The organism is Bdellovibrio sp. BIS2, from assembly GCF_055398295.1.
Window position 1 is genome coordinate 3,610,723 of the sequence record NZ_AP035879.1, and the last position, 22,413, is coordinate 3,633,135.

The following is a 22,413-nucleotide window of genomic DNA, read 5'->3' on the forward strand; positions in this document are numbered from 1 at the left end:
GGAGTTCCTTTCAGTAGAAAGTCCCCAGCCATGAAAAACTCTCTGAAATCCAACGCATTCTTCGGTCTGAGCCTTGCCCTTTTTACTCTGGCAATGAGCTGGCTGTTTCTGCTGACCCCGCGCGCTCACAATATTGAAATTATCAAAACCGATTTGAACACCGTTCAGGACTCCCTGGCGAGCTTTCTGTTTCAGGATATGAATCCCGAACGCGAAGGCCTTTACTGGGTTAAGTTCACCACCACCCCGATGATCTATCCTTTGAAACATCTTAAGCTTCGCACCATGAACTGCGTGCATGAGATGAGCACTCAGCACGGCGACTGGAACTTACCCACGGATCTAAACACCCGCTGTGATAACTTGGCCGGATTCAAATTAAACAACACGGGTGCAAGCCTTGCCAAAGAAACCACCTGGCACTTTGCTGGCAGCACCAAGGGCGACAGCTACGGTGTCCTGCTTGAAAAAGACTGGACCGATCTTCCCGTGGCCCTGGGCCTGGCGCTGGTTGTGGTCTCTTTGATGATGATGCTTATGACGAAGCTGCCGGTGCCTCTGGCTGAACGGGCTTTCATCGCCGCTGTTCTGGGCGGCGCCTTCTTATTCCGTTTTTGGCTGGTGTTTATAAAAGCCCCTCCGGAATTCAGTCTGTTTTCGGACATGGCAGGATACTTTCACCGCGGCGAGGAAATCATGCGCGGTGAATACACCCTGAGCCAGCTTTTCCAGCCTGCCGGCTTCACATTGTGGAGTCTGTGGCTGCGTCGGCTTGGCGGTTTTGAGCTTTTCAACTGGTCCCAGGTGTTTTTGTCCTGGGGAACAGTCGTCTTAATTTATCTGATGGTACGGGAACGCTTTGGCGCTTTGGCGGGGGCTTTCTCGGCTCTTATTTCCGCAACCTATATTCCCCTTGCCGGATTTGCGACATTCCACATGGCGGAAAATGCCTATGCCTTTTTAATCACGCTGTTCCTGTGGCTGATGATGAAGACCTTTAAAAATGAAAAGCTGTCCGGCTATTTCCTTATGGGGCTTCTGCTGGCCGTGGCGTTTTATTTCAAAGGCAATCATGCGTTCTTTATTCCGATTCTGGGCCTGTGGCTGCTGTACCGTGAACGCCACCAACTCCCTCGCGCGTTTTTAAAGGCGACAGTGATGGCCATCGGCTGTCTGTTGATTGTGGTTCCTCACATGGCATGGACGTGGAAGCACTATGGAAAACCGCAACTGGGTCCCACCGCCGGAGCCCTGAACTTTATCGAAGGCAAGTGCCCCTCCAAAGACAACGCGGATTCGTCCGGTGCCCGCTGGATGTCGCCGCTATTTCACTTTACGAACGAACGAACTTTCAAGCAGTGGGATCAGCCCTTCACCAATCAGGGCTATTTCTGGAAAGAAGGCCTGAAGTGTGTGGCCGAAGATCCGGCCGTACTGGTTTCAAGTTTAAGATATATCTACTATCTGGCGTGGGGAAACCCCTTGTGGCCGATCATCTCAAACCCCACCAAAGAGCTTTACTATCCATGGGAAAATTTCTTTTACTATGCTCTGCTGCCACTGAGTCTGCTGGGACTGCTGGTACTGCGAAAGTCAGAAGAGCCCTTTAACAAGGCCACGGTCCTTCTGATGCTTTCGCTCTTTATGACGGTGTGGTTCTTTAAATCAGAGAACCGCTTCCGAGTCCCCTTTGATGCTCTTTTGATCAGTTGGGGATCGTTGGGCGCTGCGTGGTTAAGCCGCCTCGCGGTTCACGTCGGAAATCTGCTCATTCAAAGTCCAATAGCCATACAGATAACCGATCAGGAAAAGACCACCGGTACAAAGCCAGATCAAACCTGACAACCATTTCCCCATATAGAATCTGTGCACACCGAAGATTCCCAGGAACGTCAGCAAAATCCAACTGACGTTATAATCCACCCGTCCGCTGCGATAGCTGCGCTGGGCACTGCGACTCATGCTTGGAATAAGAAAGATATCAATCAGCCAGCCGATGCCGGCCAGACCGAAAGTGAAAAACCAGATGGTCCCGGTGATGGATTTGCCGAAATAAAAACGGTGCGCCCCCATGAAACCAAAGATCCAAAGAATATAACCGATAAAACTGGAATGATCTGACTTGGCCATGCGGGCCTCCTTGCATTCCAAAGACTACCGCGCAGACTTGGGCCGATTCAAGTAAAGTCCGAACTGACGCATAACCCAGATGTGAAACAGCGCCTGAGTCCAGCGATACAGAAACCACGGCATGCGGGGTTTAAACTCATGAATGGCGGCGATCACCGCCTTGCCTCCCAGAGTTTCACGAAACTCCAAACGTCCACGCACGGTTTTTTGCGCCAGCAGACCACCCCGCACATAGAACAACTGACGATGGGACCAGCTTCTTTCCGGCGAATACTCCAGAATCAAAAGCCGCACATACGGAAAGCTCCAGCAGAAATTCACCCAGCGTCCGTTGACTTCAACCTTCATAAGACCCGGGCGCATACTGGGCAAGAACTCCATGTACGCGTGAGCCACTTCGTCAGCAGTCACCCCTTCGGGAATCAACAATCGCTGGACCGAACGCACCTCGTAACTTCCCAAAGGACTTTTCTGAAAAGCCAACGGTGTTTTCTTTTCCGTGAAATCCGCCAAAGCCTGCTGTAACGCCTCGTCCACCGGCATGAACCGGTATCCGGGAATTTCCAGCCGACGTTTGTCGCTGACCAAAAGCGTGGACCGCAAGCCTTCGACCAGCGGCGCGACCAGAGCCTTGGGTGCTCCGGTCACCAGACACACCCACAACGTCGAAAGTTTGGGGCTTAAAAGCGGAACCGGCAGCAGCGTGCGTTTTAGTCCCTGCATGCGCGCAATCATTTTCATCATATCCAGATAGCTGATCACATCAGGGCCACCAATATCATAGATATGATTCTGGGTTTCCGCGGTTTCCAGACAGTGGCGCAGACTGCGCACCACATCTTTTAAAGCCACGGGCTGGCTCTGCGTGCTGGTCCACTTCGGACAGACCATAACCGGCAGCCGGGCAACCAAACGAGTCATAATATGAAATGAAGAGCCCTCCGGGCCCAGGATCACTGCCGCACGCAGAATGGTTGCGGGAATGCGACTGGTTTTGAAAACACCTTCGACCTCTTGCCGACTGCGCAGATGGCGGGACATTTCATCCGTGTTTTCAGGGCACATGCCCCCCAGATAAAAGATTCTTTTTACTCCGCACTTTTCCGCCGCACGCACAAAATTATCAGCGACGATCAGATCGAAGTCTTCAAAGGTCCCTTGAGTCAGTTGCGCTGAAGGACGCATGGAATGCACCAGATAAACGGCGGCATCACAGCCCTCCAAAGCTTTTTCCGCATCCAGCAGACTGAACAGATCACAGGACCGCCACTCGATGCCAGCAGCCGAATCCTTTTTACTGGACCGGCTGAGCGCAACGATTTCATGATGTCCTTGCAGTTCCTGGATCAGGGCTTTGCCAACAAAACCGCTGGCTCCGGCAATTGCCACCTTCACATTCGACCTCACAGATAGATCCATCCTAACACGTTCATCCAGAGTCCTAAAATTATTGACAAATAACAAGCACTTGCACGCAGCTTGACAACAAAAATATCGGACCCAGATTTATGGCAACAAACTGATTTGAAGTTCCTCTTTTTGACCCACGAAAGGAGGTTGTTGGTCATGAGACGAACCGATTCTTTTTCAATAAAACATCTTATTAAAGAACTTCTGATTGCACTTTATCTGACAGCTTTGGTTGTGGTTGGCGCAAAAATTTTTGATCCCCCCAACTTGACAGTCGCACAAGCCACCACATCGTTAGAGTGTAAGAACGAAACCTGCAAAGGAGGTTTATAATGAGACTGATTACACCTTATTGGCCCACTCGCAGAATGACATCCAATATCTTTGAAGAGATGGATCGTATGTTTGAAAATCTTGCAGCGGTCCCCTTCACCGAGAATCAGGAGCGTCTATTTAAACCCACATGTGAAGTGGCCGAATCCGAAGATCATTACTTACTGAGTGTTGATCTGCCTGGATTCAAAAAAGAAAACATTCAAATCGAGATGAACGGAAATCTTCTGACCATCTCAGGCGAACGAAAGCGTGATGAAAAAGTGTTAAGCACTTTCAGTCGCAGCTTCACCGTTCCCGACACCGTCGATGGCGCAAAAATTGAAGCCCATCACGAAGACGGAGTTCTCAGCATTTATCTGCCGAAAGCTCCGGTGGCGAAAGCCCAAAGAATTGAAATTCAAACTCAAAAAGGGGGTTTCTTCGACAAGCTGTTAGCAGCCAAAAGCTCTGCAGCCGAAGACAACAAGTCCGCATCTTCCTCCCACTAATCCTTCTTCCTTCCCTCAGAGGGCTTGATTCCCCGTCAAGCCCTCTTCTATTTTATCGATTGCCTGTGTCCACACAAAAGACGATACTGACGACAGAGGTGTCCCTTGGATAAAAAGAAACTGATTGAAGCCATTCGCACACAACTTGTCGCGGACATGACTGCTCTTAAAGAGGCTGTTAAAGCCACTATCGATGCGGCCACCAATGAAGAAAGCAAAGCTGAAAACGAATACGACACCCGTGGCCTTGAGGCTTCTTATCTGGCGCGTGGACAAGCCAAGCGCATTGCCGACATTGAAGAGGTTTTGTTGCTGCTAAAACACCTGTCGGTGCGTGACTTCGGACCCAACGACGGCATTTCGTCTTCGGCGGTCATCGAAGTTGAGCATAACGGCAAAACCAGCTTCTTCTTCATTCTTGCCAAAGGCGGCGGCGTCAATGTGCAGTTTGAAGGAAAGAACATTCAGGTGGTCACACCGAACAGCCCTTTGGGCGAAGCACTTCTGGATCAGAAGGTCGGCGGCGTGGCCGTTGTCGAAAACGGCCCTCAGATTCGCGAATACGACATTATCAATATCTGGTAGGACGGCAGGCGCCCTAAGGCAGTTGCATCTCGCCTTTTTCGTTCAGTGGCGCCATGGGATTCCACGCCACTTCCCACAGGAAACGATCCGGATCTTCAAAGTATCCACTATGACCTCCCCAGAACACATCCTGGGCAGGTTTAATTATGCGGCCTCCGGCTTTTTCAGCCTGTGCCAGCACTCTGGCCACTTCCTCTTTGCTGTTCACATTGTGCGCGATGGTGAAATCCCGGAAGCCACTGCCCTGCGGGTCGACACCGGCGTCTTTTGCCAGCTCCTCGGAAGGAAACAGCGCCAAAACCACTCCGCCGGTGCGCAGGAAGACCACGTTTTCATTGCTTGCTGATGAAACGGGCCACTTCAGTCCCTTTTCATAGAATTCGCGGGACACTGCCAGGTTTTGAACGCCCAGCGTGATCATCGTCAGTCGTGCTTCCATAATCCACCTCGCTTGCACTCAGATGCTAACACAGGGCCTTTTCCGCGAGCATCCGCTTTCTTGCTTTTCTTGCCAGCCTCCGAAAGTTGACATAGGATCTCGGACCATGGGCACAGCTATTCAAGACGTCATCATTATCACCACCGGTGGCACCATCGAAAAAACTTATAATGAGTTCGATGGATCTCTGGAAAACAGAGGCACCAGCATTAAAAACCGCATTCTTTCCAAGATGCGTCTGCCGTACACCAATATCATGGTGTATCCCCTGCTGAGCAAAGACTCCCTGTACATGACAGATGAGGACCGCGCCCTGATTTCTGCCACGGTCAAAGATCAAATGCAGCGTGGAAGCCCGATCGTCGTTCTGCATGGAACCGACACCATGCACATTTCTGCCGAACACTGCTTTAAAGAAATCGGCACACCGAAAGTTCCGGTGGTCTTCACTGGCGCCATGATCCCAATGGGTTTTGACGACAGCGATGCCGCTCAAAATGTCACCGAAGCCCTGCTGTCAGCTAAACTTCTGCAACCGGGATTCTACATTTCCTTCCACAACCAGGTGTTCAATGTGCCTCAGGTTCGCAAGAATCGCGAAAAAGGCACCTTCGAAAGTTTCTAATCGCGAATTCCTCTCTGAAAGTCCTGTGTTAATTTGAGATTTCTGAAGGGCGCTGTTAAGCCCTTCGGACCTTCTCCGAAAAGACAATATTGGATCTACTTCTGAGGAGTTACGCTTGTTTTTATCCCGCCTGATTTTGGCAGCCGTTTTTGTACTTTCCGCATGCACTCATCTGACCAAAACACCGGTGAATGAAAGTTCACTCCTGACAGACAAGGTCGTGCCTCTTCCTCCCCACAAACGAACGCCAGCCGCTGAAGAACTTGACTGGTGGGCCGCCAACGAACGCCAGGTCAAGTCCGCTGTGTGCCGTTTAAAGCTGCCCGTCACCACCGAAGAAATTCAGCGCTACTATAAAAATCTTCCCGTCGAAGACGGCTATGAAGCCGGCACCCACGAGGTTGCGGGGGTTGTCCTGAACAATGAACGCCCCCATCTGGTTCTGGCCTTCAGTCGTCTGCTGACTTTGGGACGCGAAAGCGCGACTCCGGAAAAAGTGATCAAGGACTTTCAGAAAGAGTTTAAAATCGGGCCCGGCTGTGACAAGGCTCTTTGCGCGGCTCAAAAGATTTTCGGCGCAGATGTTGGTCCGCAGATGCTTTACCTGATGGACAGGTTCGATGTGAACACCTCGCCTTATTCATTTACCAGCGCCTCCCTTTTCACCGCTGGCGAGATCGCCGATGTCATTCGCACTTTCGAACTGGTGAAACCGGACCAACTGCCATTTGGATTCAACAAACAACTGATCAAGTTCAAACGCGGCTACACCCGGGCCTCTTACGGCAATGACGGCGGGAAAGTTCTGGCCAATGCCTCAATCGAACTTTTCGATTCCTGGTCTGAACAGTCCTCGATCATGCGTCAGTACACGCTTTATCACGAAATCGCCCACAACCATTCGGACAATCAGTTTTCAGACTATGATCGTTCCGTGACATGGCTGGAACTGAGCAACTGGAAAGAATCCAAAGCCGGCGGCTTTGAAGTTGAAAAGAAGAAAGCCCTCCAGGGTCACCCTTTCGTTTCCCGCTATGGCGAATCGAACCCTTTTGAAGATTTCGCCGAAAGCGTGACGGCCTACCGCTTTAATCCGAATCTGCTGAAGAAAAAATCCGCAGAAAAATACAACCTGATCAAGTATCTGGTGCACGACGGACAGGAATACACCTCCAGTAAAAACTGCGGTGACACCGGCGTTTCAAAAAAATTCCAAAAAGAGATCGACCGCGACGACGGCCTGACCAACACCGACAAAGACCGCGTGCTGAAAGCGTGCCGTCAGCCTTTCTATCAGACTTTGCTGGGTCATATGCCGGTGTCATTCTTTGATTCCTGCGTGAACTATGAAGCGACGCAAATCTGGGCGAAACAAAACGGATCCCGCTATCCGGACTTGGTGCCCCAGTCCCTGTTCGATCCAAAACTTCGTGTCAGTACCTTGAAATTTACAAAGCTGCGCTCCGAATTGGCAACGGCCCTGCAGCCGGAATTGACGGACTGGATTCTGGATTCCGTGCAGACTTTTGCTTATCAGTTGCGCTCGGACATGAACAATGCCGAGTACTGCGATGTGTGGGCGCAATTAAACCGTAAAGTCTATCCTGACATCGATCGCGACAACAAATGGCGCTACAACGGGATCTTTGTATCCCACGACTATTCACCCAAGGCCGGCGCGGCCCGGGGGATCTGCCTGGATTTGGCGGCGGGATTTGTTCCGACTTCCAAATCGACACTTTCAACCGTGAAAAGCTGGATCAAAGAAACCGGGCACATCAGCACCCAGGGCCCGTTGAAAGAACGCGGCATCAGTCGTGAAACACTGCTGAAATATATTACGGATCGCACGAACGTGACTGTTCGTTAGGATTTCTTTTTTCTGACTGGGGCCGCGGGCGTCATCTCTGACAGGGCGTTTACGGCTTCATTCCAGCGCTCTCGAATTGCCGCTTTGGAACGGGTGTCTTTGATGCCGTCATGCATGAAGGCCAGCATGGATTTGTTCTCTTCCCGGCCCATCACATAGACCTGCACAATCGTGGGCTTGTGCCACTCGGGATCCTGCCAGCTCATGCGCAGGCGTTCCCCCTCTTTCATCGTGCGGATTTCCCCAAAATAACCGTCCTCGGTTTCAAAAACATTCTTGGCCTTGAACTTGAAGTGCGACAATGGCTTTAACCAGACGGCCTGGCCTTCGGCGGATTCCAGAAGCTTCCAAAGTTTGTCGGCACTGATATAGAAAGTTCGGCTGACCGTGGCCGACAGTTCACCTTTTTGATTGCGGCCTTCCTGACGGCGGCCAATATGAACCTCGTAACCCGAAGTCACAATCTGGCGCCACCACTCTTTCATCTTGAAAGTCCTCTTTCCCAGCAAAGCCACGATCTCTTTGTGGGAAAGATTTTTTGCACCCTGCTCATTCAGAATTTTGATCCACTGATCCCAGTTTTTGCCCGTGTGTTTTTCCACGGATGCGGCTGTGACCTTGTTTAAAACCTCGATAACGACGGGTGCTTTTTTGGCCATGGCTGATTAAAGCGCCTTCTTGATATGCAGGTTGGCGGCGCCCGATTTCAGTTTCACTTTGAATCCCGCATTCGGCGTGTCGCCCACTTCGTTGGTCATTTTTCCGCCAACAGAGATGAAGCTTGTCTGAATCTTGGCATCGGCTGGCAAAGTCAGCTCCACATTCCCGCTGCCGGATTTGATTTCAAACTCACCCGTGGCAGGCAAAGCGGCATAAGCGGCCTTCACCGTGCCTGAGCCCATTTTCAGCTCGGTTTTACCGGTCAGGGACTTCACATTGATATCCGCATTCCCCGCTGAACCATCCAGTTCGTGAACGTCGGCATCAATCGTCACCTGGCCGTTGCCGATTTTAAAGTCGATATCCCCTTTAGTGCCGGTGATGGCGATATTGCCCGAGCCCGATTTCAATTCCAGCTCAATCACTTTTGGCAAAAGGACGGTAAAATGGGTGGTGCAGTCCGACTTTTTGAATACGCCTTTGCGGGAAACTTTCACATCCAGGTCCGCGCCTTTTTGTTTGATTTCCAGACGGCAGGATTTGGTGAAATCGGTCTTTTCAGCCGTGATCACGATCTTCTCCTCGTGACCCCCCTCAATTTTGATATTTCCGTTCAGGTTCTCGATATCGAAACTGTGAATGGTTTTCGCATCAAACTCTTTCACTTCGGTCTCGGCGGCCAAAGCCAAGGGACTGATAAACAGGGCCAACAATGCTGCAAACTTCATAAGTCCTCCTACAAACATAATTCATTTATTAAGCCGCCAAGCCCCCCTATTTTCAAGCCCAGAGCACACGGCCAGCCTTTTTCACCGGGAGATTTTTCCAAGGGCGGGCTTCGGCCCCGGAAAGGGTTGCGTTTCCCGCCTGAAACACGTAAAAAAACAGCTTTCAAAAGGACCCTTCCGATGATCAGCACGAATAATGTAAGTCTGCGTTTTGGCGGCAAAAAACTCTTCGAAGAAGTGAACGTCAAATTCACCCCCGGCAACTGCTATGGCCTGATTGGCGCCAACGGGGCTGGAAAATCGACATTCCTGAAAATCCTTTCCAAAGAAATCGAACCCAACACCGGCGAAGTGATCATCGGCGCGGATCAGCGCCTTTCTATCCTGAAACAGGATCACTATGCCTATGATGAGTACCCGGTGCTTAAGACCGTTCTTATGGGGAACGAGCGCCTGTACAAGGTGATGGAAGAAAAAGACGCTCTTTACGCAAAACCGGATTTTTCTGAGGCTGACGGCGTGCGCGCTTCCGAACTTGAGACTGAGTTCGCAGAACTTAACGGCTGGGAGGCTGAATCCGAAGCGGCCGTGATGCTGGCCGGCCTGGCAATTCCGGAAGAGATGCACGGCAAGCTGATGAAAGAGCTTAATGGCGGCGAAAAAGTAAAGGTCCTTCTGGCGCAGGCTCTGTTTGGGCGCCCGGACATTCTTTTGCTGGATGAGCCGACGAATCACCTGGACATCTATGCGATCCAGTGGCTGGAAGAGTTCCTGCTGAACTTTGAAAACACCGTCATCGTTATTTCGCACGATCGTCATTTCCTGAACAAAGTCTGCTCTCACATTGCCGATATCGACTTTGGCAAAGTGACCACTTATACCGGCAACTATGACTTCTGGAGACAAGCCAGCGAGCTGAATCAGCGCCTGCGCGAAGATCAGAACAAAAAAAGCTCTGACAAGGCTGAAGAGCTGAAAGCCTTCATCGCCCGTTTCAGCGCCAACGCCTCGAAATCCCGTCAGGCTTCCTCCCGTCAGAAACAACTGGAAAAGCTCGAGTTCGTCGATCTGCCGGCTTCTTCCCGTAAAAAACCGTTTATCGGTTTTGATATCAAGCGCGAACTGGGGAACGACGTTCTGGTCGTGGATAAGCTGACCAAAACATGGGAAGGCGAAACGCTGCTTAAAAACCTCAGCTTCACTTTAAAAAAAGGCGACAAGGTCGCACTTCTGGGCCGCAATGACCTGGCAAAGACCCTGCTTTTGGAAATCATCGCCGGTGAAATGCAGGCGGATTCCGGAACTTACAACTGGGGTATCACAACCTCCGTCGGCTACTTCCCGACAGACAACTCCCGCTATTTCAATGGTGATGAGGAAACCCTGGTGGACTGGTTGCGCCCGTACTCCACGGAAAAAGACGAAACCTTCCTGCGCGGATTCCTGGGGAAAATGCTTTTCGGCGGCACCGATGCACTGAAACAGCCGAAGGTTCTTTCCGGGGGCGAAAAGGTTCGCTGCATGTTCTCTAAACTGATGCTGTCAGGTGCGAACATTCTGATTCTGGATGGACCCACGAATCACCTGGATCTCGAAAGCATCACGGCGGTCAATGAAGGCTTGAGCCGTTTCAAGGGAACAGTGATCTTCACCTCCCATGACCATGAGCTGATTCAAACCGTGGCCAACAGAATTATCGAAATCGATCAGGGTGTGGTTTACGACAATCACATCACTTACGAAGAGTACCTGGCTTCCAAGCAAGTGACTCACTAACGACTGTGACGGGCCTTGAGATCACGTGAATTGAAAGGCCCGTGAATTTCTTCCGCATGGCGCAGGTGAAGCAACTGACGCTCCACCATCAGATCAAAGACGTCCAGCAGGTTGTCATGCGGACGCCGGGTCAGATCCAAACCCAACGCCCCACCTAAAAGATCAATCGTCTGATGAACGGCCTCGATGGTGGAATAACACAATTCCCTGGGCTGCTTGCGCACGCGAAAGCCCGAGGGCTTATCAGGGGAAAAACAGATCTTGGGAAGCGCGTGCAGGTTGCGGCTTTCACGCATCATCTTTTTTGCCGTGGCCCAGGTGCCATCAATCACAAACACCGTCAGCCTTTTTCCATCCGGCACCAGGCTGTTGCGCGCCGTCTGATTCATCACCGACAGGTCACTGGAATCCGGCCCCGGATACAAAATCACACAGTGATTTGCCGGGTCCTTGATCAGCGCATTCACCTGGGAATTTTCACTGAAGTCCTGACCTGAAATAAGATGAGAATTATCCAGACATAGCGACGTCATACGCCCGGTGGCAATGCGCCGGCGCACTTCAATGGGATGAATCAACAGGACAAAGCTGATTCCAGGATCAAATCTTTGAATGGCATGGCAATAGCAGGCTTTTCCGGGCTGCAGACAGGAATAACACAGGGGTCTCATGGCAGGACCGCTCTGCTGCTGTGTTTTACGCTCCTGGTACTGCTTTAAATCCAAACGCCTGACTCCCGTTTCAAACTTGAGTCTAACCTGCACAGGAAACTTGTCACTGGGAAAAGCCTCTGCTCTAATTCTTCTGCACTGTTCACCGGAGGTCTCCATGCTTTACGAAATGACTGTTCCCCCTTTTATCAAAACCCTTAAAAATCTTTCTGCCATTCTGGACAAAGGCGCCCACCTGGCCGAGACAAAAAAGTTTGACGTCGAGGTTCTGCTGAACTCCCGCCTGGCGCCGGATCAGTTCCCGCTGACTCGTCAGATTCAGATCGCCTGTGACACGGCGAAACTGGGTGTGGCTCGCCTGACAGGCAAAGAAGCGCCTTCCCACCCCGACACGGAAAAAACTTTACCGGAACTAAAGACGCGCATTGAAAGCACGATTGCCTTCCTTGAGTCCGTCTCCGCCAAGGACTTTGAGGGTGCAGATAAAAAGCACATCAGCCAACCGCGCTGGGAAGGAAAATATCTGACTGGCGAAGAGTATGTTTTGCATCACGCGATTCCGAACATCTATTTCCATGTCACCACAGCTTATTCCATCCTTCGTCACAATGGCGTCGAGATTGGTAAAAAAGACTTCCTGGGCGCTTTGCCATTTAAGTCCTAGCCGGCTGCTAATGAGCATGTTGAAGAGATTCAACATGCTCACATTCTGTCCCCATCCTTCACACCAGACCTCTGTGTCGTTCTCTTTCTGAACTTGCATGAAGGTTCCCTTCGTCTGTCTGTCTCTCTGAAAATATCTCTGTCATCCGTCCATGCTTGTACGGAAATTACCAATTTTTTGCCCCCACAAAGTACAATGAGGACAAATCCCAACTCTCTAACCAATGAGGTGTGGCATGAGAACTCTACAACAAATAACAGGAGCCATCGCTGCTCTGCTGTTTTTGACAGTGAATACTGCCCAGGCAGAGCCCACCGAAACAATGCAAAAACGCAGTCCCACAGTGATCGACGAGATCAACCCCTTTGACCCAAACATCGAACAAGTGCTGGAACAATTCGATAAAATTTATGAAGAAGAAACCGGACAATCGGCTCATCTTCCAGAAACTTATCTTGATGAACTGGTCAACATCTTTGGTGGCTGCACTCGCAATACCTGTGCGGTCTGGGCACAGGTGGTGAAATCCAGTCAGCGAATGTACTTGTATGTGAACGGTTCACTGCGAGGATCATGGCTGGTATCCACCGGCATGGCCGGCTATGGAACGCCCAACTTTGACAGACACCCCAACGGCCGCATTTATGACCGCTACAGCTCCAGCAAGTTTCCCGGTGGCGATTATAAGGGACTGGGTAACATGCCTTACGCCGTCTTTATCACCGGAGGATTTGCCCTGCATGGCACCCCTCAGGGCAACTGGTCTAAGTTAGGAACGCGCGCTTCGCACGGTTGCATACGCATGCACCCGGACAACGGATACGTCTTCAACCGTCTGGTGCGAAGTTATGGCAAAGCCAATGTGTGGATTACAGTTCAATAGAGCACGTTGTGATGGAGCGTTCCGGGCAAGGGCCCCGTTCAAACCAGGACGGGGCTATGCATTTCCTAACGGCGGGCCGTGTAGTTCGTGGGAATGGCCGTACCACTCCAAAGATGAGTCTGATAAGCGCCATTGCGAACTTTCCTGGAGGTGATTTCCACATCGATGATCGCATTAAACTTCGCCTGAACCGCAAAATACGCCAGTCGCAGCAAAGTCTCGTCACGATCCTCGCAGTCCACAATCTTAAACGGCTTTTCAGTGCGTTTCATCAGACGAGTCTCTTTGGATTGATCCTTGAAAAAGACCGCGATGTTACGCGCGGCCTTTACATCCGCATCGTAGGCATCCACTTCAGGCATCACTTTGAAATCAAAACAAGGGGTGCAGTAAGCTCCGTGAGAAAGCATTTCCGGAACCTTGGTCATAAAGGAAAAGCGGCCCTCTTCCAGAAACTGCGCACAGTTCTTACAGACCGCTTCTTTGCAACAGCCACACTGAAGCGTGGCTTTAGGTTTTTGGCATACACAACAAGTTGAACTCATGCCCCCAAACTATCACAGCTTCGGGGCAGATTCGACTGGAACTAGCGCAAACAATAACTTTCCACCGGGAACTTGAACTCGGCCGCCTCTTTTTTACACTGCGGCTCCACTTCGCCCAGGATTCCAGCCGGAGTCTGCTTGGAAAGACGGTTGAATTCATCAGCATCTGTCTCCCGAATCAAAACCACGATGTTTTTACCATCTTCAGACAGTTTCGCCGATTGGGGTTTCACGTCACAGACGGACTCCTGATCCTTCACCGGAAGCTCCTGCCATGCGATACGTCCGCCGTGGCAGTTCACGCGAAGCTCCATGGTATAGGGTTTACCCAGCTTGTCGCCGACTTTGCGAGTCGTGACCATGGCCTGGCCGCCCCCTTTAAGATCCACAGTCTTTTCGCCCACCACATCTGTGGCCGCCATAGCCGTCAAAGAGATCCCCATTAAAGTCATCCAAGTATAAATCATTTTTTTCATAAGTTACCCCGCACAGAATGGAAATGAGAGATGAATATGGTCGTTGTGCAAACTGTTCCCGCCCAGTTCTGACCCAGGAATACCAATTGATCCACTGTATTCCCGCTGCCCCGGTCGACACTTCGACGGCATCGTGTCCTTCCAGCACTGGCGGAAGGCATTATAAAACTTTGCCGTCGTCCCTTTAAAGTCCCGCACATGAGTGCTGACAGAGGTTGCTTTGCCGGTGCGGTCATAAATAATAAACTTCACGATATCAATCGCACGGGCATAGGCATGCATGCTGAGACTGCTTGAATTTCTTGCGTTGCGATTCACATAAGTTCCCCAGTGACGGATGAACACCCGGTCCGGTTGAGAATACCCCGCCGCCAAAGAACCTTTTTCCACGCAGCCAAAAAAGTGTTTATTCAAATGTTCAGCATACGCAGGCAACACCGTGCCGTTACCACATTTCGTGTCGCTGTCATAACCGCCACGAACGATCGCTTCTTTGTCACAGCCATCCCAGGTTTTACCCAAGCCATAGGCCAGCGTCTGGGTGCCGGGTTTGAAAGAAAAATACAACCCCGCCAATGGTGGTGTCGTGACTTCTGGGACTTCCGGCTCTGGTGTTACGCCTCCTTGAGCGCTGTCGGGATTTCCAGAAGCCCATTCCCCATCTCCAGAGGCACCAGCACATCCTACCACGAGGGAAAAACCCGCCAAGACCAGCAAAAACCGAATGGGAAATTTACTTTCATTCGAGGACTTTAAGACACTTTTTAAGTTTGTGTATTTTGTCATTGCCTGAGTCTTAGTTAACAGCGCTGTAACTGAAAAGACCCTTAGCCCAGTTTCCAGACCTAATTAAGACCAAAGAGGCGCAAACAAACAAACTGAAAACCCGCTACCAGAGCGGATTTTGCGAGGATACTCCGAAATAACTTACTACGAAAACATCCGTGGCTTCTTGGCAGAAACTTTCGCAGATACCGGTTTTTTCTTCCACTGAAAAAGCGACATCTCGATCACGTCACCCTCGCCGAAGCGCACGCCCTCGGAAACCAAAAGCTTTTTCTGCTGCCGATAGGACTTCGTCCCCGGCGGAAATGAAATCTTTCCTTTCGAGTTCAACACCCGCTGCCAGGGAAGATCATGACTTTCCGAACACGAGTGCAGCAACCACGCCACTGCACGGGATCCCTGAGGCTTTCCCGCCAAGGCCGCAATCTGGCCATAGGTGGCCACTTTCCCTGCCGGGATCTTTTTGATCAGTTTAAGAACCTTCTCTGAAAATACTTCGCTCATAACTCATCTTACTTTGTCTTTAATATGTGACAAGTACTTACAAATATTAAAAGATATTCGCCTGAGGGGGAAATTTTCACATGTCGAGTACTGATAATACTGTAGAGTCCGGACCGTTGTATCGCTTTCTGCTAAAGGTCGAACGCGCGGGGAACGCCCTGCCACAACCGGCTTTGATGTTCCTGTTATTAACAATTCTGGTGGTTCTGCTGTCGGCGGTCATCAGTGGTTTGGGCGTTGAGGCCATTCATCCGGTCAAAAAAGAAAGCATCACTGCGGTGAACCTTCTTTCCGTATCGGGCCTGCACATGGTTCTGACTGACATGCTGAAAAACTTCACCGGCTTTGCTCCCCTAGGAACGGTGCTGGTGGCGATGCTGGGTTTCAGTCTGACAGAAAAAAGTGGATTGCTGGGCGCTTTGCTGCGCCTGCTGGTGATCAAGGCCCCGCGTCAGCTTCTGGTGCCCGCAGTGCTGTTGGCCGGAATCATGTCCCACACCGCCGGAGACATCGGCTATGTGCTGTTGATTCCCCTTTCAGCGATGGCCTTTCATAGTGCGGGTCTGAACCCTCTGGCTGGTCTGGCAATTTGTTTTGCCGGGGTGTCTGGGGGTTTTGCAGCCAACTTCATGCTGAGTGTGGCCGACACTGTGCTTTCAGGTCTTTCTCAGGAAGCCGCGCGAATCATCGATCCTGCTTACACCGTCACTCCGGTGGTAAACTGGTACTTTATGTCAGTTTCCTCTGTGCTCATCATTGGTGTGGGAACTCTTGTGGCCAAAAAGATCACGCTGCCGTTTTTGGGTGAATACAAAGGTGCAGCCGAGCGCACGGCTCCAGAGCCTTTGAATGCCTACGAAAGAAAGGGTCTGCTGTGGGCCGGCGTTGTGTTTGCGATCTTCGCTCTGCTGGTTTTGTGGGGCACAGTCCCTGAAACTGGCTTCTTAAGAAATCCTGCCAATGGCTCTTTGTTGGATTCGCCGTTTTTAAAGGGCATCATCCCGATGGTGTTCTTCCTTGCCGCCTCCACTGGTGTGGTCTATGGCTTTGCGGCAAAAACCTTCAAATCCCAAACTGACGTCACCAGCGCCATGCAAGACGCCATGGCAACGATGGCTCCGTATCTGGTCATGGTCTTCTTTGCCGCGCAGTTTATTGCTTTGTTCAACTCCTCGAACGTTGGATTGATTCTGGCGGTGAAGGGCTCTGAACTTCTGAAGGATATGAACTTAAGTGCCATCCCGCTGATGATTGGCTTCATCATTCTGACTTGCGTGGTGGATCTGTTCCTGGGAAGTGCTTCGGCGAAATGGGCCCTGATGGCTCCGGTGTTTGTGCCGATGTTCATGCTGCTGGGAATTGCGCCGGAACTAACGCAAGCTTCTTACCGTGTGGCGGATTCCGTCGTGAATATTATCTCGCCATTGATGCCGTACTTCCCGCTGATTCTGGCATTTGCGAACAAGTATGAGCCCAAAGCACGCCTGGGAACTTTGATCGCCCTGATGCTGCCGTACTCGATCGCCTTTACGATCTTCTGGTCGTTGTTGCTGTTTGCGTGGATCGGCCTGAAGCTGCCACTGGGACCGGGAGCAAATCTGCTCTATGTGATGCCAGGACAATAAAGAAAAAGCCGGGTCTAAAAACCCGGCTTTTTTATTTCTACTGTTTCCACGATCGATACCAAATCGCGTTGTCCGTGCCTTTTACAAACACCAGCGTTCGATTTCGCGCAGATGATGTGGCATCCGGCCCGGAGGTTAAAACGCCTCCTAAAGATTCCCAAGCGGACCAGCCGCCGCTGTACCACTTGTGCCAGAGGGCATTGTCAGTTCCCCGTACATACACATCAAGACGGCCATTACCCCATGATGAAACCCCCGGTGACGAAGTTAAAACTCCGCCCAGGGATTCCCATCCGGACCAGCCTCCCCAGTACCAGATGTGCCAAAGGGCGTTGTCTGTTCCTCGCACAAACACATCAATCCGTCCGCTGGACCAAGAGACCGCAGCAGGATCTGACGTCAGCACTCCTCCCAGCGACTCCCAGCCAGACCAAGCTCCCCCAGTGAACCACTTATGCCAGAGGGCATTGTCACCACCGCGAACGAATACATCAAGACGTCCCCCCGACCACGTGGCTGCGGCTGGGCCCGAAGTCAGAAAGCCACCAAGCGACACCCACGGTTGCCACACTCCGTGACGGAACGTGCGCTGCCAAAGAGCGTTGTCTCCGCCACGCACGAAGACATCAATGCGGTTGGGGCCCCAGCAAGCCGCCGCGGGTGAAGACGTCAGGAAACCCCCCAGCGACGTCCAAGAACCCCAACTGGATCCGTTCCAGTGACGATACCAAAGAGCATTGTCTGTACCACGCACGAACAGATCCGTGCGGAAGTTGCTGCGGGAGCAACTGGCGGGATCTGAAGTGCCCACCCCGCCAACGCTTGTCCAGGCGGACCATCCCGGGGGTTGTGGGTCATCGTGCAGGGGCGCGTATTGCGCATCTGTCATCACGAAGCCTTTTGCTGTCAGTGATGTGGCTGTGACTAAAAACAAAGTCAGAATTAACTTCGAGAAACGCATATCATCCTCCTTGAATCCTGCGTTGGTGAAAATTCTTTCACAGCCAGAAGGTAGCGAAATTAAACGAAAGAGAAAGTTGATTCGCGTGCTTTGCTAAAATGAACCACTAAGTAGTGCTAAAGAAAAATCCACTGTGAAAACACACTTGTGATTAAACATATTGCGTCCGCATTTTTGCCTAAACAAACTGAAATTGTGCTTAGGAATAAAGGGGGATGTGTGGAAACTGTAGCCTTCGAGCATGAGAACCGGTTTAAAACCATCATCGAGTCTTTGCCCACAGGAATCGTCATGGTGAACAAAGCCGGATTCATCGTCCTGTGCAACGCAGAGATGGAAAAAATGTTCGGATACAATCCCGGCGAACTCAAGGGTTCGGCGATAGAACGACTGGTACCGATGGGGTCGCGGCACAACCATCCCAAACATCGCGAAAGCTTCATGCAAAACCCGGCCAAACGCCAGATGGGGGCGGGGCGTGATCTCAGCGGACTTTGCAAGGATGGTAAAGAAATTCCGGTGGAAATCGGACTGAACCACATTACTATCGACAACAGCAACTATGCGATTGCTTCCATCGTCGACATCACGGAAAGAAAGACGATCGAAACCCGTCTGAAACACGCCTATGATGAGCTTCAGCAGAAGAATCAGGAGATGGAACAATTCGTATACACGGTTTCCCATGACTTGAAATCACCCCTGGTGACCAGTTCTTCATTCATTGAATTCATCAAAGAAGATATTAAAAGCGGCAACATGGATGATGTCGCTGATTCCATCGACCGTCTGGAAAAAGCCCACAAGCGCATGCAGGAACTTATCAACGATCTGCTGCAATTAAGCCGAGCCGGCCGCATGGAACTGAACCTAAGTGACGTCAGCATGAATGACATCCTGAATGAAATTCTGGAAAACTTCTCAAACCGCTTCAGCGACCGCAAAATAGATGTGCAGGTTCCCGTCGAACTCCCGAAAGTGATCGGCGACCGCCGCCGCCTGTATCAGGTGATGGAGAATCTGATCACCAATGCCCTGAAATACGGAACCGACAATCCCAATCCGCAAATCCAAATCCTGACGAAGGATGCGCCCACGGAAATGATGGTGGGCGTGAAGGACAACGGCCCGGGGATTGCCCCGGCCTATCATCGCAAAATATTTGGACTGTTTCAGCGTCTGGACAACTCGAAAGAAGGAACAGGCGTGGGGCTGGCTATCGTGCAAAGAATCATGCAACTGCACGGTGGGCGCGCCTGGGTGGAATCGCGGGAAAATGAAGGAGCCACATTCTGGCTGGCCTTCCCAAAATTCTTCACCGAGCGAGGAGTCTTCGATGCAGCCAAGTCATGATGCCAAACACCCTTTAAGAATTCTTCTGGTGGAAGACAACGATGATCACGCCCTGATTGTCATGAGAAACCTGAAGAAAGAATCCTTCGTCCACAAAGTGGACCGCGTCAGCGACGGCGTGCAGGCACTTCAGTATCTGCGCGGCCTGACCCCCTATGAGGACCGGGAAAAGCCGGACATCATCCTGCTGGATCTGAAATTACCCCGCCTTGACGGACACGAAGTTCTTTCCGAGGTGAAAGACGACGCCCGGCTTCGCAAAATTCCCATCATCGTGCTGACCACTTCAGATGCAGAAGTCGACAAAATGAAAGCCTACGATCTGCACGCCAATAGTTATCTGGTAAAGCCATTGCAAGCCGATGATCTTAAGAAAATGGTGGAAAGCATGGCCACCTATTGGGGCGTTTGGAATCGCAATATTTCCAAGCCCGAGGCCGAAAAGGAGCCGTGATGTCACCCCTGAAGCCACTGAATATTCTGCTGGTGGAGGACAACGATGAACACGCCTTCATCATTTCGCGCTATATTCGCCGTGTGAAGGACGTTCCCGAAATCACCCTGGATCGCGCCGCGATGCTAAAGACCGCTCTTCAACTGATAGACACCAAAAGATATGACTTGGTGTTGCTGGACCTGCGTTTGCCGGACAGTGACCTGGATGAAACCCTGCCCCGTATGCAGGCCATTTTGCCGGATGCCCCAATCATCATCCTGTCTGCCTTGGAAGACCGGGAATTCGCCCTTAGAAAAGTCCATGAAGGTGCCCAGGACTATCTTTGCAAGTCGGAACTGACATCCGAAGCAATGGTGCGCGGAATCTATGCCGCCATTGAAAGAAAATCCGCCGAAGTGCTGATGCGACAGCAGTTCGAGCAGATGCAGACTCTTTTTGATTTTTCCAAATTTGTCATGACCGAGGTCTATCCCGAGCAGATGATCGAACACTTAAGGCAAAGCGCCCTGAAGTGCCTGAAACTTTCCGCTGTCGAAATGATCCGTCGTGATTCAGAAAAAATGTCAGAAGAATTCGCCCGGTCCAGCTTTTGGAATCTGCGCACGCCGAAACTTTTGCTGGATGGAGATCTGGCGATGAAGCTATCTTCTGCACGGGACCTGCGGGAAGAGGGCTTTAACTCCTGCCTGATTGTTCCAGTGCAGGGACTTGAGAAAGACCAGAAGTTTGGCCTGCTTTTACTGATGAACAGGTCCATCCGCCACTTTTCCGAAGAGGAAGTGCGTTTCGTCCAGTCCCTGGTGAACACTCTTTCCATCGCCATGAGCCGCAATGCCCTTCACAAAGAGCTGGAAGAGCGGATTCAGCAGCTTCACACTGCCCACAGAAAGAAAGATGACTTTCTGGCGACCCTGTCCCATGAACTGCGCACCCCGCTGAACATCATCAAAGGGGGCCTGGATCTTTTAAAAGGCTCAGATCCCCTGTCACGGGAATATCACGATGCGCTGGACGCCATTGAGCGAAATCTGAATCACGAAATACGCCTGGTTTCCGACACGCTGGAAATTTCTCGCATCACCACCGGGAAGACCAAATTAAGCCTGAAGAAAGTGATTGTACAGGAGCTGATTCAATCCGTGATGGAATCCCTTGAAACCGCCGCCAATGCCAAGGGCATCTCACTGCAATTCACCTGCAGCGAAGCCGCAACGCCTGCCGTGGTCGATCCGGATCGATTCCGCCAGATCCTGTGGAATCTTCTTTCCAACGCCATCAAGTTCACACCTCATGGCGGTCATATTCACGTGGATTGCCAAAAGTACGACTCGCAATTCAGTGTTTCAGTGAAGGACTCAGGTCAGGGCATTGAACCGGAAAATCTTCCCTATATGTTTGAAAAGTTCTGGCAGGAGGATTCCGGCATGAATCGCAAGCGCATGGGACTGGGATTGGGCCTTTCGATTGCAAAACATATGACCGAACTTCACGGCGGCAGCATCGAAGTCAGCAGTGGTGGAAAAAACCGGGGTGCGACCTTCAGGTTCCAGTTGCCGCTGGTTTCGATGGAAGCCACGCAGGCTCCGGCAATGAACTTAAGTGGAAACACCGAAAAGCTGCAATTCATCGACGAAGATGCAAAAGGATCATTGTCGGGGCTGCGGGTGTTTTTGGTGGACGACTCAGAGGACACGTTGGTGCTGATCAAACGCCTGCTGCAGCGGGAAGGGGCTCTGGTGACTGACACGTCTTTACCGAAACAAGCCTTGGCTCAGTTAAAAGAAGGTCAGTTTGATATTCTGATTTCAGATATTGGCATGCCTGAGATGGACGGATATGAACTGATTCGGGCATTGCGGGACTGGGAAGGCCCGCGAAACCGTCACCTGCCGGCAATTGCCCTGTCGGCGTATACCAGCACCGAAGACATTCGCAAAGCGCTGGAATCCGGTTTCCAGCAGCATTTAAGCAAACCCAGTCCGATCAAAAGCATTGTCAAAGAAGTGCTGCGCCTGACGGGAAAAAGCCCGCCACGACCTCAGCCTCTTTTAAACAATGGCTTATAAAGATTCCAGTATCCAGTGGCTGCCAGTACATGCAGGGCTATCATCACCACAGGCATGATGACATTCTCAAGACCCGGCGTAAGGAAGGAATGGAAAAGGAAAATCTGCAAAGTGATTGGCGCCAGAATCACCAACGCCAGCGGGACCGCAAATCCACTCAGCAGCAAAGCTCCACAGATCACTTCCGTGCCTTTCAATACCGGGAAGAAATAAGGCGCCGCCATCATCCCCCCCATAAAGGCCATCGCCCCTTCTGGCATTGTCGGTGGTGCCGGAATGAACTGCAAAAAGCCGTTCAATCCAAAAACAAAGTAAATCAAACCCAGTAAATAACGGGAACCTGTTGCCAATTTAGATCGCATAAACTCTCTCTCC

General features: G+C 51.2%; 25 protein-coding genes. 13 read left to right on the forward strand and 12 right to left on the reverse strand.

Features of this window, described 5'->3' with window-relative positions; genetic code table 11:
• Nucleotides 1-30 precede the first annotated feature (30 nt).
• Nucleotides 31-1,842, forward strand: a complete 1,812-nt coding sequence (locus ACZ520_RS17175; RefSeq protein ID WP_464126720.1) for an ArnT family glycosyltransferase — start codon at nt 31-33, stop codon at nt 1,840-1,842.
• Here ACZ520_RS17175 and ACZ520_RS17180 read toward each other — a convergent pair.
• Together ACZ520_RS17180 and ACZ520_RS17185 are read right to left on the reverse strand one after the other, a co-directional pair.
• Complete coding sequence (locus ACZ520_RS17180) at nt 1,735-2,130, reverse strand: NINE protein (RefSeq protein ID WP_464126722.1); 396 nt, start codon at nt 2,128-2,130, stop codon at nt 1,735-1,737. The genes ACZ520_RS17175 and ACZ520_RS17180 overlap by 108 nt on opposite strands.
• 24 nt (nt 2,131-2,154) lie before the next feature.
• Nucleotides 2,155-3,519: an NAD(P)H-binding protein gene (locus ACZ520_RS17185; protein WP_464126724.1), complete on the reverse strand. Its 1,365-nt coding sequence runs from the start codon at nt 3,517-3,519 to the stop codon at nt 2,155-2,157.
• A 177-nt stretch (nt 3,520-3,696) separates the two neighbouring features.
• On the opposite strand from ACZ520_RS17185, the gene ACZ520_RS17190 reads away from it, so the two are divergent.
• From ACZ520_RS17190 to ACZ520_RS17200, 3 genes are all read left to right on the forward strand, one after another.
• Nucleotides 3,697-3,873 carry a hypothetical protein gene (locus tag ACZ520_RS17190; RefSeq protein ID WP_374031423.1) on the forward strand — a complete coding sequence of 59 codons (177 nt, stop codon included), beginning with the start codon at nt 3,697-3,699 and terminating at the stop codon, nt 3,871-3,873.
• Nucleotides 3,873-4,364, forward strand: a complete 492-nt coding sequence (locus tag ACZ520_RS17195) for an Hsp20/alpha crystallin family protein (RefSeq protein WP_088563965.1) — start codon at nt 3,873-3,875, stop codon at nt 4,362-4,364. The genes ACZ520_RS17190 and ACZ520_RS17195 overlap by 1 nt, the downstream gene beginning before the upstream one ends.
• A gap of 105 nt (nt 4,365-4,469) precedes the next feature.
• On the forward strand, nt 4,470-4,949 hold the full coding sequence (locus ACZ520_RS17200; RefSeq protein WP_088563964.1) for a GreA/GreB family elongation factor: 480 nt from the start codon (nt 4,470-4,472) through the stop codon (nt 4,947-4,949).
• 13 nt (nt 4,950-4,962) lie between these two features.
• Here the strand turns inward: ACZ520_RS17200 and ACZ520_RS17205 are convergent, their stop codons facing one another.
• A complete protein-coding gene (locus ACZ520_RS17205; protein ID WP_088563963.1) occupies nt 4,963-5,388 on the reverse strand; it encodes a VOC family protein in 426 nt (141 codons plus the stop codon).
• Between the two features lie 106 nt (nt 5,389-5,494).
• Here ACZ520_RS17205 and ACZ520_RS17210 point away from each other — a divergent pair, with 106 nt between their 5' ends.
• Nucleotides 5,495-6,013 carry an asparaginase domain-containing protein gene (locus tag ACZ520_RS17210; RefSeq protein ID WP_374034261.1) on the forward strand — a complete coding sequence of 173 codons (519 nt, stop codon included), beginning with the start codon at nt 5,495-5,497 and terminating at the stop codon, nt 6,011-6,013.
• 115 nt (nt 6,014-6,128) lie between these two features.
• Complete coding sequence (locus ACZ520_RS17215) at nt 6,129-7,883, forward strand: hypothetical protein (RefSeq protein WP_464126728.1); 1,755 nt, start codon at nt 6,129-6,131, stop codon at nt 7,881-7,883.
• Here ACZ520_RS17215 and ACZ520_RS17220 read toward each other — a convergent pair.
• Both ACZ520_RS17220 and ACZ520_RS17225 read right to left on the reverse strand, forming a co-directional pair.
• A complete protein-coding gene (locus tag ACZ520_RS17220) occupies nt 7,880-8,542 on the reverse strand; it encodes an SRPBCC family protein (protein ID WP_417868108.1) in 663 nt (220 codons plus the stop codon). The genes ACZ520_RS17215 and ACZ520_RS17220 overlap by 4 nt on opposite strands.
• Nucleotides 8,543-8,548: 6 nt before the next feature.
• The gene (locus ACZ520_RS17225) at nt 8,549-9,271 is read right to left on the reverse strand and encodes a DUF4097 family beta strand repeat-containing protein (RefSeq protein WP_232468972.1); all 723 of its coding nucleotides are present in this window, start codon (nt 9,269-9,271) and stop codon (nt 8,549-8,551) included.
• 180 nt (nt 9,272-9,451) lie between these two features.
• On the opposite strand from ACZ520_RS17225, the gene ACZ520_RS17230 reads away from it, so the two are divergent.
• Nucleotides 9,452-11,047 carry an ABC-F family ATP-binding cassette domain-containing protein gene (locus ACZ520_RS17230; RefSeq protein WP_088563959.1) on the forward strand — a complete coding sequence of 532 codons (1,596 nt, stop codon included), beginning with the start codon at nt 9,452-9,454 and terminating at the stop codon, nt 11,045-11,047.
• Here ACZ520_RS17230 and ACZ520_RS17235 read toward each other — a convergent pair.
• Nucleotides 11,044-11,772: a tRNA-uridine aminocarboxypropyltransferase gene (locus ACZ520_RS17235; protein WP_464126730.1), complete on the reverse strand. Its 729-nt coding sequence runs from the start codon at nt 11,770-11,772 to the stop codon at nt 11,044-11,046. The two genes, ACZ520_RS17230 and ACZ520_RS17235, sit on opposite strands and share 4 nt — an antisense overlap.
• A 103-nt stretch (nt 11,773-11,875) precedes the next feature.
• Here ACZ520_RS17235 and ACZ520_RS17240 point away from each other — a divergent pair, with 103 nt between their 5' ends.
• On the forward strand, nt 11,876-12,382 hold the full coding sequence (locus ACZ520_RS17240; protein ID WP_416479830.1) for a DUF1993 domain-containing protein: 507 nt from the start codon (nt 11,876-11,878) through the stop codon (nt 12,380-12,382).
• A 235-nt stretch (nt 12,383-12,617) separates the two neighbouring features.
• The gene (locus tag ACZ520_RS17245; protein WP_232468970.1) at nt 12,618-13,265 is read left to right on the forward strand and encodes a L,D-transpeptidase; all 648 of its coding nucleotides are present in this window, start codon (nt 12,618-12,620) and stop codon (nt 13,263-13,265) included.
• 65 nt (nt 13,266-13,330) lie between these two features.
• Here the strand turns inward: ACZ520_RS17245 and ACZ520_RS17250 are convergent, their stop codons facing one another.
• The 4 genes from ACZ520_RS17250 to ACZ520_RS17265 all read right to left on the reverse strand — a co-directional run bounded on the left by ACZ520_RS17250 (nt 13,331) and on the right by ACZ520_RS17265 (nt 15,576).
• Nucleotides 13,331-13,693, reverse strand: coding sequence for a hypothetical protein (locus ACZ520_RS17250; RefSeq protein WP_374034269.1), 363 nt, complete (start codon nt 13,691-13,693; stop codon nt 13,331-13,333).
• A gap of 158 nt (nt 13,694-13,851) precedes the next feature.
• Nucleotides 13,852-14,286 (reverse strand): hypothetical protein, encoded by a 435-nt coding sequence (locus ACZ520_RS17255; protein ID WP_464126732.1) that lies wholly within the window; start codon nt 14,284-14,286, stop codon nt 13,852-13,854.
• A gap of 3 nt (nt 14,287-14,289) precedes the next feature.
• Complete coding sequence (locus ACZ520_RS17260) at nt 14,290-14,976, reverse strand: hypothetical protein (RefSeq protein ID WP_232468969.1); 687 nt, start codon at nt 14,974-14,976, stop codon at nt 14,290-14,292.
• A gap of 240 nt (nt 14,977-15,216) precedes the next feature.
• The gene (locus tag ACZ520_RS17265; RefSeq protein ID WP_088563954.1) at nt 15,217-15,576 is read right to left on the reverse strand and encodes an MGMT family protein; all 360 of its coding nucleotides are present in this window, start codon (nt 15,574-15,576) and stop codon (nt 15,217-15,219) included.
• A gap of 80 nt (nt 15,577-15,656) precedes the next feature.
• Here ACZ520_RS17265 and ACZ520_RS17270 point away from each other — a divergent pair, with 80 nt between their 5' ends.
• On the forward strand, nt 15,657-17,201 hold the full coding sequence (locus ACZ520_RS17270) for an AbgT family transporter (RefSeq protein WP_464126735.1): 1,545 nt from the start codon (nt 15,657-15,659) through the stop codon (nt 17,199-17,201).
• 37 nt (nt 17,202-17,238) lie between these two features.
• Here ACZ520_RS17270 and ACZ520_RS17275 read toward each other — a convergent pair whose 3' ends face one another.
• Nucleotides 17,239-18,162: a PLL family lectin gene (locus tag ACZ520_RS17275; protein ID WP_088563952.1), complete on the reverse strand. Its 924-nt coding sequence runs from the start codon at nt 18,160-18,162 to the stop codon at nt 17,239-17,241.
• Nucleotides 18,163-18,381: 219 nt separating this feature from the next.
• On the opposite strand from ACZ520_RS17275, the gene ACZ520_RS17280 reads away from it, so the two are divergent.
• From ACZ520_RS17280 to ACZ520_RS17290, 3 genes are read left to right on the forward strand one after another with little or no spacing between them, the layout of a single operon-like run.
• Nucleotides 18,382-19,515, forward strand: coding sequence for a sensor histidine kinase (locus tag ACZ520_RS17280; protein ID WP_374031435.1), 1,134 nt, complete (start codon nt 18,382-18,384; stop codon nt 19,513-19,515).
• Nucleotides 19,499-19,969: a response regulator gene (locus ACZ520_RS17285; RefSeq protein WP_374031436.1), complete on the forward strand. Its 471-nt coding sequence runs from the start codon at nt 19,499-19,501 to the stop codon at nt 19,967-19,969. The genes ACZ520_RS17280 and ACZ520_RS17285 overlap by 17 nt, the downstream gene beginning before the upstream one ends.
• Nucleotides 19,969-22,038 (forward strand): hybrid sensor histidine kinase/response regulator, encoded by a 2,070-nt coding sequence (locus ACZ520_RS17290; RefSeq protein ID WP_464126739.1) that lies wholly within the window; start codon nt 19,969-19,971, stop codon nt 22,036-22,038. The genes ACZ520_RS17285 and ACZ520_RS17290 overlap by 1 nt, the downstream gene beginning before the upstream one ends.
• Here ACZ520_RS17290 and ACZ520_RS17295 read toward each other — a convergent pair.
• Nucleotides 22,011-22,400 (reverse strand): acyltransferase, encoded by a 390-nt coding sequence (locus ACZ520_RS17295; RefSeq protein ID WP_088563948.1) that lies wholly within the window; start codon nt 22,398-22,400, stop codon nt 22,011-22,013. The genes ACZ520_RS17290 and ACZ520_RS17295 overlap by 28 nt on opposite strands.
• Between the last annotated feature and the right edge of the window lie 13 nt (nt 22,401-22,413).